6 protein-coding genes, 1 tRNA gene and 3 pseudogenes are annotated in these 17,005 nt (G+C 45.1%); 9 read left to right on the forward strand and 1 reads right to left on the reverse strand.

The window, feature by feature from the left end:
• Positions 1-11: 11 nt before the first annotated feature.
• Together HX021_RS10445 and HX021_RS10450 are read left to right on the forward strand one after the other, a co-directional pair.
• Positions 12-473, forward strand: a complete 462-nt coding sequence (locus HX021_RS10445) for a DUF8821 family protein (RefSeq protein ID WP_286590191.1) — start codon at positions 12-14, stop codon at positions 471-473.
• A 17-nt stretch (positions 474-490) separates the two neighbouring features.
• The gene (locus tag HX021_RS10450) at positions 491-1,444 is read left to right on the forward strand and encodes an alpha/beta fold hydrolase (RefSeq protein WP_286590192.1); all 954 of its coding nucleotides are present in this window, start codon (positions 491-493) and stop codon (positions 1,442-1,444) included.
• Between the two features lie 214 nt (positions 1,445-1,658).
• On the opposite strand, the gene HX021_RS10455 is transcribed toward HX021_RS10450, so the two are convergent.
• A tRNA-Pro gene (locus HX021_RS10455) sits at positions 1,659-1,732 on the reverse strand.
• A 618-nt stretch (positions 1,733-2,350) separates the two neighbouring features.
• Here HX021_RS10455 and HX021_RS21785 point away from each other — a divergent pair.
• The 7 genes and pseudogenes from HX021_RS21785 to HX021_RS10480 form a co-directional block, all read left to right on the forward strand.
• A pseudogene (locus HX021_RS21785) lies at positions 2,351-6,694 on the forward strand (beta-ketoacyl synthase N-terminal-like domain-containing protein); the annotation flags it as partial.
• A gap of 909 nt (positions 6,695-7,603) precedes the next feature.
• Positions 7,604-7,703, forward strand: a pseudogene (locus HX021_RS21790) (hypothetical protein); the annotation flags it as partial.
• 764 nt (positions 7,704-8,467) lie between these two features.
• Positions 8,468-9,274 (forward strand): annotated as a pseudogene (locus HX021_RS21795) (SDR family NAD(P)-dependent oxidoreductase); the annotation flags it as partial.
• A 19-nt stretch (positions 9,275-9,293) separates the two neighbouring features.
• The gene (locus HX021_RS10465; protein WP_286590196.1) at positions 9,294-13,544 is read left to right on the forward strand and encodes a type I polyketide synthase; all 4,251 of its coding nucleotides are present in this window, start codon (positions 9,294-9,296) and stop codon (positions 13,542-13,544) included.
• Positions 13,532-13,831 (forward strand): acyl carrier protein, encoded by a 300-nt coding sequence (locus HX021_RS10470; RefSeq protein WP_286590199.1) that lies wholly within the window; start codon positions 13,532-13,534, stop codon positions 13,829-13,831. Before HX021_RS10465 ends, HX021_RS10470 begins: the two co-directional genes overlap by 13 nt.
• Entirely contained in the window at positions 13,822-14,604 is a 783-nt protein-coding gene (locus HX021_RS10475) for an alpha/beta fold hydrolase (RefSeq protein WP_286590200.1), read from the forward strand. Before HX021_RS10470 ends, HX021_RS10475 begins: the two co-directional genes overlap by 10 nt.
• Complete coding sequence (locus HX021_RS10480) at positions 14,597-17,002, forward strand: glycosyltransferase (protein WP_286590208.1); 2,406 nt, start codon at positions 14,597-14,599, stop codon at positions 17,000-17,002. Before HX021_RS10475 ends, HX021_RS10480 begins: the two co-directional genes overlap by 8 nt.
• Positions 17,003-17,005: the final 3 nt, after the last annotated feature.

Below are 17,005 nucleotides of genomic sequence, written 5' to 3' on the forward strand. Positions count from 1 at the left end.
TAAATAAAAACATGGCTCATAAAATAGATTTTAAGAATGTCACCGTGTTGGGGTTAGAATCATCTCCCGTGGCAGAAGCACTCGCCGGTTTGCGGGCAAATGAAGCGCGTTATTTCATGAATAAGTACAAGGCTGAATTTATGACTGAACCCGCCTCTGAAAGTCAAGATACCATTGACTGGGTGCATAAGATTTTAAAAGAAGAACGAAATATAGAGATTGAGGCTAAACCACTGGAGACGGCAATCATGAACGTTGAAAACATTAAATGGGTGTTTGTGTTTTACGAAAGCGGTCTTGGGATTAATGTATTATATCCGCTCGATAACCCCAAGAAAAGAGCTGTTGGTTTCAAGCTATCCGAAGGAATGGAAGTTCCAAATGAACTATCCAAGTTTAAGTTCGCCAGACAAAAATCCAAATTGGCAGGCACCATTCGGGGTACGTTTTTCGTAATAAAAGGCGAATATTAAAAGTAAAGAAGCATTTTATGGACAAAACAAGACTTTCAATTGTATTAATGCTCTTCTGTGCAGGTATCGCAGTGCTTTCAATTGTAGTAATGCTCTTCCGCACGGGTATAACAGCTCATGGTCAGTCGACGAACCATGACTATGTAACGACTGATGACGGCACAAAGTTATTTGTTAAAAAATCCGGTACGGGACCAATATGTATTTTTATTCACGGCGGGCCGGGAGCTTGGAGTAAATCCTTTGAGGGACTTGTTGGCGACAATCTGGAGAAGAATCTTTCGATGGTGTACTATGACCAGCGGGGATGCGGCCGTTCACAGAAAGCTGCAGAAGGTGACTACTCCCTGACAAGGATGGTTAAAGATATCGATTTAATACGCGAGCACTATGGTGCTACAAAAGTGTATCTGATGGCACATTCTTTTGGGGGCATTCTGGCTCTAAATTATGCATTAAGTCACCCTGACCGGGTAGAGGGGCTGATATTAGTGAATTCAACGCTCAGCATGCGTTATTCCATCGAAGGTCAGATCAACTATATAAACCATCTTTTGCAAACGAATTATGCTGCGCCCGATAGTACTTCCGCTTCCTTGATCTCCACATTTATGAAGGCCAAGAAAGCACTGACCCAGAAAGGACTGGCCTATAAAATGCTTTCTGATAATAAAATCAATGTTGACCGTGTTGAGGAAATTGACACCCAGAATCCCAGTGATTATGATTTTGCCAAACATGTCTTTACAATAAATGATTACTGGCGGGATTATACGCCTATGACCCAAGAGGTCAGTTTGCCTGTTTTGATCATCGCTGGGGAGAAAGATCATTCCATAGGTAAAAATCACTTTTCCTTGTTCCATTTTACTAACGGAAATGTCAGGAAAATTAACGGGGGGCACATACTATATTGTGAAAAAAACAAGGAGTTTATCACTTCCATACTTGGTTTCATAGATGGAAATTAATGCTACCCCCGTTTCTGCGATTATCTAACTTGGGTCTGCGACTCAATAAGGGAGGATATTGGTTCAATTTATCCAGAAAAAGTGGTATTTAAAGAAAACAAAGTTCGAACCGCCAGAAGGAATGAATTTATAGAATGTATCAACTTGATTAACAAAGGATTAAGGCAAAATAAAAACGGGACAAAGTTAGATATTTCTACTTTGTCCCGTCAAGTCGGGGTGGCAGGATTCGAACCTACGACCTCCACATCCCAAATGTGGCGCGATACCGGGCTACGCTACACCCCGAAAAGGTATCACCTTTATTTTCTGTGGCACAAATATACGTTTCTTCTTTGTCTCCTGCAAACACAAATGCAAAATAAAAAAACAATCCATTGGTATTCTTACGAATACTTCAGATTAAATTATATAATTATACAGTTATATAATAACTTTTCACCAAACATCAAACCAAAAGATAAAAATCACCTCATAGAATCGCTTACTTCTTGCTCATAGGATAGCCACTTGAAGTATTTCATTTCTATAATACACAACTAAATCAGCTTTTTGAGATAAATTTATCCATTTAGTACTAAAAAAGAAATAAATAGAAGCCATATAATTCAACAATCTTCCAATCAAGTCATTAAATCTTAATAAGAAATAAATTTGTAGCTTTCTGGTTAATAATACAGACTTATTTAAGATTTTTTTGTTAAAAAATTATTATCAAATTACCTTAATTGTTAAAAATATAACAAAAATTAATTACTTTTATTCCAGCATAACATTATCCTTCCAATACCACTAAGGTTTTGGTTTTTATTGTAGAATCTCCAGCTATTATTTCAAGATCATCAATGCATGAAAAATTTAACCATTATTGGATTAACGCCTTTTGAAAAGCCAGATATTAACCTGATGCCTAAACTTCACCAGGCAGGGGCATTTCCCGTATTAAGTTTGGGGTACAATATAAGCGGTCCCCAAGAAGTACAGCATCTATTTGATCAGATCAATATACCTTCTTATGGCATCTATATTCCCAATGAGAAACTACTATCTGTTCCAGTGCCCAAACAAGTAAGTGTCGTCATTCTTCCTTTTGGAAGCCCCACCCCCGAAGCGCCGCACTTGACTCTTGTTTATCAGGTTTGTAGCCTGGAACAGGCCCTGCAGGCAGAGCAACAAGGAGCAGCAGGAATTATCATAAAAGGGAATGAAGCCGGGGGACAGGTTGGATACGAATCCACATTTGTGCTCTTCCAGCGGATTATTAAAGCAATCCAGTCGATACCCGTTTGGGTACAGGGTGGTATAGGGCTGCATACCGCTGCCGCTGCAAAAGCCCTTGGTGCCACAGGGATCGTATTGGACAGCCAACTTGCGCTGTTTCCGGAAAGCTCAGTTCCCCAGGACTTCAAAACACTCTGTGGAAAACTAAATGGAACTGAGACTAAAATCATCGCCAACCACCGTGTCCTGGTTCGTCCAAACTCGCCAGCCTTATCGGATCAGGTTGATACAGCTGAACTCCGAACGTATTTTAATGACCTAAATCCTGCTATGAGTTATATCCCGATGGGGCAAGATATCTCTTTGGCCATTGATCTCTACGAAGATTTCAGGACACTAAAAAAACTTGTTTTCGGATTCAAGGAAGCTATGTATGGGCATTTGAAACAGGCAAAAGCCTTACAGCCGATTGACCGTGACAACGAATTGGCAAAACAATTGGGCCTACGTTATCCGATCGCGCAGGGCCCCATGACCCGGGTCAGCGATGTTCCGGCCTTTGCCAATGCTGTAGCGGAAGCCGGCGCGCTTCCTTTTGTCGCGCTATCCCTCCTACGAGGTGAACAGGCCAAAGCCCTGGTTATGGAAACCAAACAGCTTGCCGGAGATAAAACCTGGGGCGTAGGTATCCTGGGCTTTGCGCCACAGGAACTGCGCGAAAAACAGACATCGTATATTCTGGAAGCTAAACCGCCCGTTGTCCTGATTGCCGGTGGCCGCCCTGCACAGGCCAAGGTCTTCGAAAAAGCAGGCATAACGACATTTCTACACGTACCTTCTCCAGCATTGCTGGATATGTTTCTTAAGGAAGGTGCAAAAAATTTCATTTTCGAAGGCCGCGAATGTGGTGGCCACGTAGGTCCTCTTTCAAGCACTGTGCTCTGGGAAAAACAGATCGAACGCATCTTAAGAGAGGATCACCCAGAACAGATCAGTGTTTTCTTTGCCGGTGGCATTCATAATGCTTTCTCAACAGCGTTTGTTTCCATTATGGTGGCTCCTTTAGCTGCCCGCGGCGTAAAAGTCGGTGTATTGATGGGAACTGCCTATCTCTATACACAGGAAGCAGTCAGCACCGGTGCAATTCAGGAAGAGTTTCAAAGACAGGCTATGCAGGCCAAAGATACGATCCTGCTGGAGACAGCACCAGGACATGAAACCCGTTGCTTAAATACTGCCTTTGCACAACATTTCAACCTGGAAAAATCCAAATTATTGGCTGCTGGTATCGATAAGAAGGAAGTCTGGGAAAAACTGGAAAAATTAAATGTCGGTCGCTTGCGTATCGCAGCCAAAGGCGTAGAACGCCAAGGCGATATATTAGTCAATATTCCCAAAAGTGAACAACTGGATCTGGGTATGTATATGATCGGTCAGATCGCAACCATGCATGATCAGGTAATCTCCCTAGATTCTCTCCATCAACACGTAGGCATCGACAATCAGCTATATATTCAGAAGGCGCTACTACCTGAAGAGCCTATATCCAGCGAAAAGCCCTTGGATGTTGCTATTGTCGGGATGGACTGTATATTTCCAGGAGCCAAAAATCTGGAAGAATATTGGCGCAATATTATTCTTGGGAAAGACAGTGTTACGGAAGTTCCGGACGAACGCTGGAATAAAGAACTATACTACAAACCCAACGCGGATGGTCCGGATGTCTCCCATTCCAAATGGGGCGGCTTTATTCCGAAAATTGATTTCGATCCCTTGGCTTTCGGGATTCCACCACAGTCACTCGCAGCGATTGAACCAACACAATTGCTGACGTTACTGGTCGCCAAGCGTGCGATGGAAGACGCCGGTTATGGCGAAAAACAAATCAACCGCGAAAATATTTCCGTGATCATCGGTGCGGAAGGGGGCAATGATCTTGCCAACAGCTATAGCTTTAGAGGGTACTATAAACAGGTCTTTGGTGAACTTCATGAGGAAGTGAAAGAGGCATTGCCTCATACCACAGAAGATTCCTTCCCCGGTATTTTGGCCAATGTTATCGCTGGTCGGATTACAAACAGACTGGATCTTGGCGGCAGAAATTTCACGGTGGATGCTGCCTGTGCCTCATCGCTCGCAGCGATTGACCTTGCTTGCCAGGAACTTATTTTGGGTAAATCGGATATGGTGCTTGCCGGTGGAGCAGATCTGCATAATGGCATTAACGATTATCTGATGTTCTCCAGCACACATGCGCTCTCGCGGAAAGGGCGATGTGCCACATTTGACAATGATGCTGACGGTATTGCTCTTGGCGAGGGGGTCGCCATATTGGTGCTCAAACGCTATGAAGATGCTATACGCGATGGCGACCGCATCTACTCCGTCATCAAAGGGGTGGGTGGCTCCAGTGATGGTAAAGCACTGGGCCTTACTGCTCCCCGAAAAATCGGACAGGTACGCGCACTGGAACGCGCCTATAACCAAGCGGGCATCAGTGCAGCAGCTGTTGGACTGGTTGAAGCACATGGCACGGGAACAGTGGTCGGTGATAAAACAGAGCTAAGTGCGCTGACCAATTTGTTCAGCCGCTCAGGTGCCTTACCAGCACAAACGCATTTAGGTTCGGTCAAAACCCAGATCGGCCACACCAAATGTGCGGCAGGATTGGCAGGTCTGATCAAAGCTTCCCTGGCAGTATTTCATGGTGTAAAACCACCAACACTTCACCTCCAACATCCGAATGCCTATTATAATGCACGAACAAGTCCTTTCGCTTTCCATGCTGAAACTGGTTTATGGGACGAAAAAATACGTTATGCAGGCATCAGCGCCTTTGGTTTTGGCGGTACAAATTTCCATGCTGTTATTGCGAATCATCCGCAGGAAGATAACGCTATCACCTTGCAAGCCTGGCCTTCGGAACTGTTTGTGTTCCGTGGCGACAGCTATGACGAAGCAAAAGGGCAACTGGGTCAGGTAAAAGCACTTTTAGATATCAACGATAGTCTCCCGCTAAAAGATATCGCCTACAGCTTAGCTGTTGCATCTGAAAAAATGATCCAGCTCAGCATCGTTGCCGATACAGCGGAAGACCTGATGATGAAAATCGAACTGGTGTTATCCGGTATTGAAAGCAAAGACACTTTTATTGTCAATAAACGTGAAGGTAAAACAGCGTTTTTATTTCCGGGACAGGGTAGTCAACGCATCAATATGGCGCGTGACCTCTTTGTGGTATTCCCTGAAATGCGAAAGCTTATCTCACAGTATCCTGAATTGGAAAAAGTGCTTTTTCCTTCAACTACGTTTGATGCTGACTCTTTAAAACAACAAAAAGAAACCATTAAAGATACGCGTCTGGCACAACCGCTTTTGGGTATCGTTGATCTGGCCTTGGCCAAATTCCTCCAGTCACTCGGTATCGTTCCGGATATGCTGGCGGGGCACAGCTATGGTGAACTACCAGCTTTATGTTTCGCTGGTGTATTTGACGAAGAACAATTGGTCAAACTGAGCATCAAACGTGCCGAATCCATCCTGGATGCGGTAGAAAATGGCGACCCGGGTACCATGATTGCTGTTAATGCAGATACCGAACGGCTGAAGACACTCCTCGACCGTGTGGAAGGCGTTTATCCCGTAAACTACAATGCACCAACACAATGTGTTGTCGCCGGCAGCACAGCAGCTATCGGGAAACTTATGGAACTGTTAAAACAAGAACGAGTCTCCGCTAAAAAGCTGGAAGTGGCCTGTGCTTTCCATAGCCCTTTAGTCGCTAAGTCAAAGGAACTTTACGCAAATGTGTTAAAGGATGTTCCATTCCAAGAAATGCGACTACCAGTTTGGTCAAACACCACAACAAGCTTATATCCTACTTCAGCTTCCGAAATAAAAGCAAGACTGACGGATCATTTGATTCAACCCGTCCGCTTTGTGGAAGAACTTCAGGCCATGTATGCGGATGGCGCACGGATATTTATTGAAGTAGGTCCTGGCAAAGTACTGACCGGCCTGACCAAATCCTGTCTGGAGCAGGATCAGATCACCCTGTACGTAGAAGACAGCAACCGCAACAAATTGACGCACCTACTCTGTATGCTCGCACAATATTTGGGAACTGGCCGCAATTTCTCGATTGATAAACTTTTTGAAGGTCGTCAGGCTCAACCTATCCAGCTAGATCAACCAAATTTATATAAGAAAAACCCTACGATCTGGCGTGTCAACGGACAGGCTGCACATCCAACGACCGGAACGCTACCTGTCAATGGTGCATTGCCCATCATAAGCCCCATTAAAATGAGTAACCTTAACAATCCTATAGCGGCAACAACGGAAGCACAACCTGCTGCTGAGCGTATGCTGCAAGAATATTTAAACAGCATGAAAATGCTGATCCAGGCGCAACGTGATGTCATGCTTTCCTTTTTGGGGCAAAACCCACAAGTAGCACCTATGTCAGTCTATTCAAGTCCTACACCAAATGTGACTGCAGATCGTTCAACCCCGATTACCGTTCAACCCACGCTCAGCGAAAATTCCACTGTCGCAACAGCTGTCCAAACACCAACGAAAGACATTAAAACGCTATTGTTACAGGTAGTAAGCGACAAGACCGGTTATCCACATGAGATGTTGGGTATGGAAATGGATCTGGAGGCCGATCTCAGCATCGATTCAATCAAACGGGTCGAAATTATCGGTACCCTACGTACGGAACTTGGCACACTGAAATTCCACCATACCAATGAAGATACGATCATGGAACAATTGGCCGCCATAAAAACCTTAAATGGGCTGGTTTCCTGGTTAACCGAGTTCAGTGGAACAACAGCGGAGTCGGCAACAAATGATCAAACATCGGTATCGTCCCCTGAAACGGCAAACCCGTCTGCACTCTCCCTTGCAGAACTACAGATGGCAATACTGGATATCGTCAGTGAAAAAACCGGTTATCCAAAGGAGATGCTTGGCTTAGATTTAGATCTGGAAGCGGATTTGAGCATTGACTCGATCAAACGGATGGAAATCATTGCCGAATTAAAAACCAAGATTGGTTTTGGGGAGGAACTTGAACATGCGGATGACCTGATGGAGACCTTAGCCGCGATTAAAACCCTGAATGGTCTTGCTTCCTGGATCAGTGAAGTTAGCGATACAGCTTCTGAACAGAACCTCTTGTCCAGACTGCGCTTTGACCTGACACCAACAGATGCAGCTTCAGCACAAGATACAGAAATTCTACAAGGCAAACGTTTTGCCATTGCTCCAGATCATGGGCAACAGACACTGGCCATCAAAACCATGCTCGAAAAACATGGTGCCATCGCAGAATTGGTCAATCCAGAACAGGATCTTGCCGTCTTCGACGGGCTCATCATTACAGATAGCTATTCAGCAACGATCAAACATAATATTATCGACCAGGTTGATCTGATCAAAAAGATGGATATGGACCGGGCCAAATGGGTTTATTTAATCTCGGATATCCCAGCACATGTGGAAAAAACAAATGATACACATGCCTTGCGCCACTATCAGGGTTACCCAGGCCTGTTTAAAAGTCTGGCCCGCGAGTTTGAACAGACCAACTGTCGATTGATCAGCCTAAGCACGCCCCAGGAAACGGATCAAATTGCTGAAATTGCACTAAAAGAGATCTTGACAACCGATAAAACCGTAGAGGTTATCTACAAAAATGATCAGCGGCATACGGTCGATATCATTCCTTCGCCACTGTCTACAGGCAGCGAAGAAGTGCAAATCCAACTGGATGAAAAATCTGTTGTCCTTGTATTTGGCGGCGGACAGGGGATTACCGCTGAGCTGGTAAAACATATGTCAGCCTCCTACCCTTGTACCTACATCCTTGTAGGCAGATCGGCAGATCCAAGGAAAGATACCCCGATCCCAAAAGAACTGGAAACAATGACCTCCAAAGAGCAGATCAGGGCGCACCTTATTCAATCAGGACTATTCCATGCACCAGCACAAATTGAGAAAGAGACCCTCCGTATCTATAAGAACAATCAGATCCTACGAACTATCCGTGATATGGAGCGTTTAGGAAACACCGTCGTTTATGAATCTCTGGATCTCTGTGATGAGGCTGCATTAACGGCCCTGCTCCGTCAGATTTATGAACAATATGGACAGCTCGATGGTGTAATCCATGGCGCCGGCCTGCTGGAAGATAAACTATTCAAACAGAAAACAACCAGTTCTTTCGGACGCGTCTTTGACACCAAAGTAAAACCCTTACGTGTATTGGCGGAACAATTACGTTCGGATTGCCAATTCGTCGTTTTATTCTCCAGTATAGCATCTGTTTATGGCAACAAGGGCCAGACAGATTATGCGGCAGCAAACAGCGTATTGGATGATTATGCCAAAGTATTGAATAAGCGACTGAAAGGAAAGGTTATTTCGATCAACTGGGGGCCGTGGAAAGGTGCCGGGATGGTTTCGCAGACACTGGAGACAGAATACGAACGCCGGGGCATCTCACTCATTCCTTTGGACGAAGGGAAGGAAATTTTCCTTAACGAGATCAGATATGGTACCGAAAGCCAAGTGTTAATTATGTCAGGCAACAATTGGTAAACCGTCATATCCATTGATTATGAAGAAAACAGATGTTGCCATCGTTGGTTTATCTTGTGTCTTTCCGGGGGCACAGGATGCCAATATGTTCTGGCAAAATATCATCAATAAGGTCGATTCGACGGAGGTCGCTCCGGCTGAACGCATTGACCCGGTACATTTTAGTGATGGTCCGGGGACTGTAGATCGCTTTTATTGCAAACGTGGTGGGTTTATCCAAGACTATATGTTTGACCCAACCGCATTTGGCATTTTACCACTCGCCGTTGAGGGAACCGAGCCCGATCACCTGTTAACGCTTGATCTCGTACAGAAGGCACTGGAAGATGCTGGCGTATTTCAAAAACAGGTATCACTGGAAAAAGCGGGAATTGTGATCGGGAAAGGAAATTATACTGGCCCGGGGGCTACTCGTGCCATAGAAATCGTACGTACTGGCGAACAGATTTCCTCCCTTTTACAGGAACTTTTACCGCAGGTGCCAGCTGCTGATATTGAAAAGGTAAAACAAGCATTCCAGGAACGAAAGGGGCGCTTTGCCGCTGACACGGCTATGGGCTTAATCCCTAATCTTGTGGCTTCGCTTGTGGCCAACCGCTTCAATCTTGGTGGTGTGGCCTTTACTGTAGATGCTGCTTGTGCCAGCGCCCTGATCGCCGTGGATCATGCCGTACAGGAATTGCAGCGTGGCCGTAGTGACATCATGATTGCAGGCGGAGTGCATACGGGACAAAATGCTGCTTTTTGGAGCATTTTTGCGCAATTGGGAGCTCTGTCGCGCAAACAGCAAATCAAACCTTTCAGCATGGATGCCGATGGCTTACTCATTGGTGAAGGCTGTGGTTTTATTGTATTAAAGCGACTCGAAGATGCTGTGCGTGACCAGGATAAAATCTATGCGGTCATCAAAGGTGTGGGGGTGAGCAGTGATGGCCATGGCACAAGTGTGATGAGCCCATCGGTGAAGGGACAATTAAAAGCATTACAACAAGCCTGGATCAATGCTGAACTGGATAAAAAACAGATCGGTTACCTAGAAGCTCACGGTACAGGTACACCATTAGGAGATAAAACTGAACTGGAGACGCTGTCGCAATTTTTCGGTAAAGACGAGGCAACTCCAGTGGCTGGAATCGGTTCGGTCAAATCCAATATTGGTCATGCCATGCCGGCGGCAGGAATCGCGGGGCTGATAAAAACCTGTCTGGCTCTATACCATGATACATTGCCACCAACGCTGTATTGCGAAAACCCGACCGCCGACATACAGACAACGCGATTTGCTCCCGTGCAGGAAGCAAAAAGCTGGTCAAAGACAGGTCTCCCAAAGGTGGCCGCAGTAAATGCTTTTGGCTTTGGCGGTATTAACGCCCATGTGGTCTTGACAGGCTATGATATGCCGAAAAAAGATCCAGTCTTATTACTTGCTCGACCGACACATGCGGATTTGCTTTCTGCTTTGCAGAATAACGATACAACGGTGGGTGAAGGCAATTATCGTCTTGCCCTATTTGACCCTACCCCTGAACGGATTGAAAAGGCTATCAAAATCGTTTCGAAAGATAAAGCCTGGCGCAATAAGCAGGATATCTGGTATACCTCAGTCCCATTATTACAAGAGGGAGGCAAGGTTGCTTTCGTCTTCCCTGGTTTAGACGGTTTAGCCAAGGGAGAGATTGACTCGGTCAGCCGCTATTTTGGATTATCAGCACCTATACAAACCGAAGGTGAAGGACTGCTGAATGATGCCTTGTCTATTTTCAATGCCTGTAGCATTCTGGACAATTCCCTAAAAAAACTAGGGATATATCCGGACATGAATGCCGGGCATAGCTTAGGTGAATGGCTGGCGGGCTATTCTTCGGAACTGGCGGAAGCAAGTTCGGTCAAGGATCTGATTGATGTACTTCACCCGCAGACTTTTGAACTCAAGGATTCCAAATTTATTGCCATTGGATCAGGGCTTCAGGAAATTACACCTTTAATTACCGACATCCCCAATATTTATGTTTCCAACGACAACTGTCCGCATCAGGTCATTCTATGCGGCAGCAATACCGCTTTAGAAGAACTTGTACCTCAGTTGAAAGCGAAACAGATCTTCCATCAGATCCTGCCATTCCAGTCAGGTTTTCACTCACCTTTTGTGGCCGACAAACTCGACCTGATTTTGGCGGGCATGGAAAAAGTACAATTTCAGGCAACCAAGATTCCTTTGTGGTCGGCAACAACATTAAAGCCCTACCCTTCGGATCAACAGGCCATCCGTCAATTGAGTGCCGAACACCTTGTTGAACCGGTCCGTTTTCGTGAGCTGACAGAAAAGTTATACGAAGAGGGGGTCCGATTCTTTATCCAGGTTGGCACCGGAGGATTGATAGGCTTTATCGATGATACCTTAAAAGGGAAAGAATTTAGCACCCTGGCTTCCAGTGTAGCGACTCGCTCAGCACTTGCGCAGTTACAACGTGTTGTTGCAGCACTGTTTGTGGAAGGAAAAAAGGTAGCGCTGGATTTTCTGGCGGTACATAACCATATAAAAAAGACGACAAGCAGAGGCATGAAGCTACAGCTCGGTTCGCCTATCGTCCGTAATTTTGATGCAGTCAAGAGCTTAGCAAAGTCTTTTGGTACCGTTCAACCACAACTGACCGCCGGAACAGCTGTAAGGGGCAATCATCCATTGGTACAGGCATTTCAGGAGAATATCGCCGATATGATCCGGATGCAGGAAGAAGTATTGACACTCTTTCAAAACCGAACTGCCGCTGGTATTACAGCAGCTGTTGCTGTTGCCGACCCACCTATTCTAGAAAAACCGGTAGAAAGACATTTCACAAAAAGGCTACAGGTCAATTTGGACAGTCATCCCTACCTGATTGACCATAGCCTGCTGCGACAGCCAAAGGGATGGTCCGAAGTCGCAGACATGGAACCGGTGATTCCGATGACTATGATCTTTGAGTTGCTCGCAGAAATCGCCCTGGCAGAACAACCCGTAACCAAGATCCATAAGATTATGCACGTAAGTGTATTTCAATGGATGAACGTGGCCAAACCATTTGAAAAAATGGTTAAGGGCGAATGGCGTGGCCCACAGCTGGCCTATCTGGATATCGAAAATTTTGCAAATGCAGAGGTAGTGCTGTCTGCAGCACACCCTGCGCCCCCACAAGTTGACCTTTCCATTGGTGAGAGGCTACCTATCACTCGAACTTCCGAAGAAATCTATGATAAGCATATGTTCCATGGAACAGCCTATCAGGGTATTGTGGCGGTGACGGCTGTAGGTAAAAAAGGGATCACAGGCAAGATCAAGGGTAATGGTGGTAAAGGTTCGTTATTGGATAATGCCGGACAGTTGTTCGGTTTATGGCTGCAACTTACGCTGACCAAAGATCGCATTGCATTTCCGGTTAAAATCAAAGAAATTGAGTTTTTCGATAACATGCATGATCAAGATGGTTTGTTTGAGTGCACTTGCATGTTGACTGAGCTCAACGATGAGTTCGCCATCGCCGACATCATGCTCGAACGAAATGGAAAAGTATGGTGTGCGATCCGCGGCTGGCAAAACAGACGACTGGAAATCGATGAAGCACTTTGGAATGTGTCCATGTCGCCACTGCACAACCGTATGTCAACGGAAATCGCACCGGATGTTTTCTTCTTTCACCAAGCCTACGCCCGGGTTGCTTCTTGGGACTTTATTCTGAAACGCTATTTCAACCAAACGGAAAAACAGCACTACCAACAGTTGCTGCCCAACCGACGAAAAAGTTGGATGGTAAGCCGTGTCGCCGTAAAAGATGCTGTACGACAGTTACTAAGCCGCGAGAAAAACCATCCAGCTTATCCCATTACCTTTGAGATCCGCTCCGATGAAGTCGGCAAACCATATCTTTTGGGTGATATCACAAAAGATATCCATGTTTCACTGGCCCATAAAGGTAAGGACGCCGTGGCTATTGCCCGGCAGGACAAGCCTGTCGGCATTGATATCGAACTCATTGCGGAACGGAGTTCTGGGTTTTACCCTCTGGTTTTTACCGATGCAGAAATGGAGTTGCTCAAAGACCGGGAACAGGCGGAATGGACAACCCGTTTTTGGGTAGCGAAGGAAGCTTATGGTAAATTTTTAGGTACAGGCTTAAAAGGCAACCCTAAAAAACACGAAGTGGAGCGTATTCAAGGCGATCATCTTTGGATCAATCAAATAGAAATAAAAACAATCAAACACCAAAATTATATTATCGGATGGACACTATAAACACCACATTAAAATTAAATCATGAGGAATTATTCGCTTTATTAAAAGGCTTTATCACGGAAGTTATCGGCGAAGAATTTGTAGAAGAGATGGATATCAGGCCAGAAAGCTCCTTCACAAAGGACCTTGAAATGGACAGCATTGAAATTGTTTCTTTTTCAGAGAAAATCAAAGCGCATTTTGGTGAGCAGATTGATTTCACCGGCTGGTTATCTTCGATGGACCTGGACCAGTTGATTAATCTTGACCTCCGCATGATCATCAATTATATTCACGAATGCCAATAATTACGGTCAACAATAGGAAAGTTCATATACAGGAACTGAACAAAGGTGCTGAACAAACCGTGGTACTGATCCATGGTATGTTCAGCAATCTCTCTATTTACTATTTTAATATTGCACCTATTCTGGCTCAGCATTTCCACGTCGTTATGTATGATCTCAAAAGTCATGGCATGAGTGAGCGCACATTGGAAGGTTATGATCTTGAAAATATGTCATCCGATCTGATTGCCTTAATGGATCACCTACAGCTTCAAAAGGTTCATCTGTTGGGATACAGTTTTGGCGGACTAATCGCGTTGAAAACCGCATTGCAGATCCCAACCCGTGTGGAACGACTTGTCGTTATGGAGGCTCCGGATCCACAGGATGAGAAAGCACGCAACATCATCGATGAGTATAGTAAGGAATTTCTGGAGCATTATATCGCCAATTTTACCGATACCACAAAGATGAAAATGGGTAAGCGACAATTTGAAAAAAATCATCGCCTTTACAAGTTTTTATTCAACCAGACGAGCATCAAAGCTGATATGATCAAGGAAAAATATTTCCTCCATGAAATGGATACTGCAACATTACCGCTATCCACCTTACTGTTGTATGGAGATACATCAAACTGTAAACCAACGGGGGAATGGCTGCAAACAAAAATATCTGGCGCTCAACTTGAACTCATCCCGGGAGATCACAATATCCCCATACAAGAACCTACACAGATAGCTGAAACTATCGTTGATTTTTTATCTAACCCTTTATTACAAAACCATGGCTAAATTTGTGTTTGTTGTCCCGCCACTGACAGGTCATGTCAATCCGACGTTGAGCATTGGTGCTGAACTATTGGAAAGAGGACATGAGGTGGCCTGGATCAGTCTGGACAAAAACTTAACCGATAAACTTCCGGCTGGCGGAAAACTATTGCTCATTCAATATGACCAGACGGATGAAGAAAAAAAAGAAAGCGAACAATACCTCGATATTATCTCCAAAAAGATCGTTTATGGTATTGATAGCATCAAATTTCTTTATGAAGATGTCCTTATCCCTTTAAATAGACATTGTTATAAAGGTATCCTTCCCTTATTGGAGGCATTTACACCAGACCTGGTCATCGGTGACCATCAATTATTTGCTGCTGCGATTGCGGCAAAGAAACTGGGGCTCCGCTATGCAACCACTGTCACAGCCCCTGCCGCGATCAAAATTGTTAGCGAGCTTCCGAAAGTACACGAGTGGGAAGAAAAACAGATCGTTGCTTTACAGCAGGAACTTGGGGTTGTGGGTGATAAGCCGTTGGACTGCTCAGATCTACTTACGCTAGTCTTAACCTCCCGTTATTTTTTTGGCGAAATGGATCTCAGCTCAAACTATCAGTTCACAGGACCTGTCCTGGCCGAACGTCGGGGATCGGCTGTATTTGACTGGGATAAATTGCATGCTAGCAATCGAAAAAAAATCCTGGTCAGTATTGGTACTACCTTTGACCATGAGCATAAGAAAGCATTTTTCCAAAAGGTTATCGATGCTTTTGCTGGAGCGGAGCTCACTGTCGTCGTCGTTTCAGATCCGCAGCTATTTGATGCCTGGCCTGAAAATTTCATGGTTTATCCACAAATTCCACAATTGGACCTGTTACCATATCTAGATGCTGTTGTATGTCATGGTGGCCACAATACCGTTTCCGAAACTCTTTCACAGGGTCTGCCACTTGTGGTCATCCCGATCGCTTACGATCAGTCACATGTCGCGGGTCGCGTAGTGCGTACCGGTGCCGGTGAACGACTGAATTTCAATCGCTTTAAAGCACATCATTTAAAAGATAGTGTCCATACCATCTTGAATAATCCAGCCTATCGTGAAGCTGCACATACCTTACGTCAATCTTTTGTCGATGCGGGTGGCACGAAAACCGCTGCAGACCTCTTAGAACAAACTGCCGCTCCTATCGCTTCAAGAGCGGATGTACCGGCGAAGTTCCTCTTTGTTGTTCCACCATTTTTTGGACATATCAGCCCAACCTTAAGTGTAGGTGCAAGCCTCCTTGCCCGTGGGCATGAAGTCCGGTGGTTTGGCATAACGCCATTAGCTGATCATCATATCCCTGCAGGTGGAAGTTATATCTATCCTGAAGCGGATCTGGTACCTTTTCAGGAGGAACTCCAACAGCTATTAAAACGGCAGGATGATGGTCCTTCCTGTTCAGGACCTGAAGTCATGAAACTCGCACTGGAAGAAACCTATGTTCCCATCACGAAAATGATGATGCCGGGATTGGAACGTCTTCTTGGCCAATGGCAGCCTGATGTGATCGTAAACGACTGCATCACCTTTGGAGGTGCACTATTTGCACATAAACATCAGATCCCTTGTGTGACAACGACTCCCGTTCCACCGGATGTTATGGGCGACACGGAGAAGAGTGCTCCTAAGATATTTGAGTGGCAGCAAAATCTGATCAAAGACCTTCAAAAGGCTGTGGGAATTTATGACGAGGGAATCTTTATACATTCCCATCAGCTCAACCTCATATTCACCTCACAAAAATTCGCAGGTTTTGAAAAAGTACCGCCACATATGAAATTTGTCGGCCCCGTCAAAGGCCGACCAAATAATACTCCTTTTGACTGGGAACGTCTGGCTGCTAGCACCACACCAAAGGTATTTGTATCTTTGGGCACCTTGCTCGTGGATATCCGAAAAGCATTTTTTGGCAAACTGATCGAAGCTTTTGCCGATCAACCCGTTACCATTATTGCTGCAACTCCGCCAGAGATATTCGAAGAATGGCCTTCCAATTTTATTGTGAGTGGCTTTGTCCCACAATCCGAACTGATGCCACATATGGATATGGTCATCTGCCATGGTGGTTTCAATACGGTGAACGATACCTTTACAAATGGCTTGCCCATGCTGATCACCCCGATCGCCTATGATCATTTCCATACGGCTAAACTGATTGAGCAGGCCGGCTGCGGTTTGAGTATCCGATACAAACGGATGCGTATCGATGCCCTCCGTGACACGGTGTTTGAGTTATTGGAAAATCCCAAATACCGAAATGCCGCCAAAGAGGTACAAAAGACCTTTCTAAATGCAGGTGGTAACGATAAGGCGGTTGCCCTACTGGAAGATTTTGTAAGAAAAGAATGTTTGACCTTAGCACAGGCCTAAGCG

It is taken from the genome of Sphingobacterium sp. N143 (genome assembly GCF_030325625.1).
In the GTDB taxonomy this organism is placed as follows: Bacteria; Bacteroidota; Bacteroidia; order Sphingobacteriales; family Sphingobacteriaceae; genus Sphingobacterium.

What these genes read in the sequence shown, in the direction of transcription:
- HX021_RS10445 (WP_286590191.1), top strand. Translation starts at nt 12, where the DNA reads ATGGCTCATAAAATAGATTTTAAGAATGTCACCGTGTTGGGGTTAGAA.
- HX021_RS10450 (WP_286590192.1), top strand. Translation starts at nt 491, where the DNA reads ATGGACAAAACAAGACTTTCAATTGTATTAATGCTCTTCTGTGCAGGT.
- HX021_RS10465 (WP_286590196.1), top strand. Translation starts at nt 9,294, where the DNA reads ATGAAGAAAACAGATGTTGCCATCGTTGGTTTATCTTGTGTCTTTCCG.
- HX021_RS10470 (WP_286590199.1), top strand. Translation starts at nt 13,532, where the DNA reads ATGGACACTATAAACACCACATTAAAATTAAATCATGAGGAATTATTC.
- HX021_RS10475 (WP_286590200.1), top strand. Translation starts at nt 13,822, where the DNA reads ATGCCAATAATTACGGTCAACAATAGGAAAGTTCATATACAGGAACTG.
- HX021_RS10480 (WP_286590208.1), top strand. Translation starts at nt 14,597, where the DNA reads ATGGCTAAATTTGTGTTTGTTGTCCCGCCACTGACAGGTCATGTCAAT.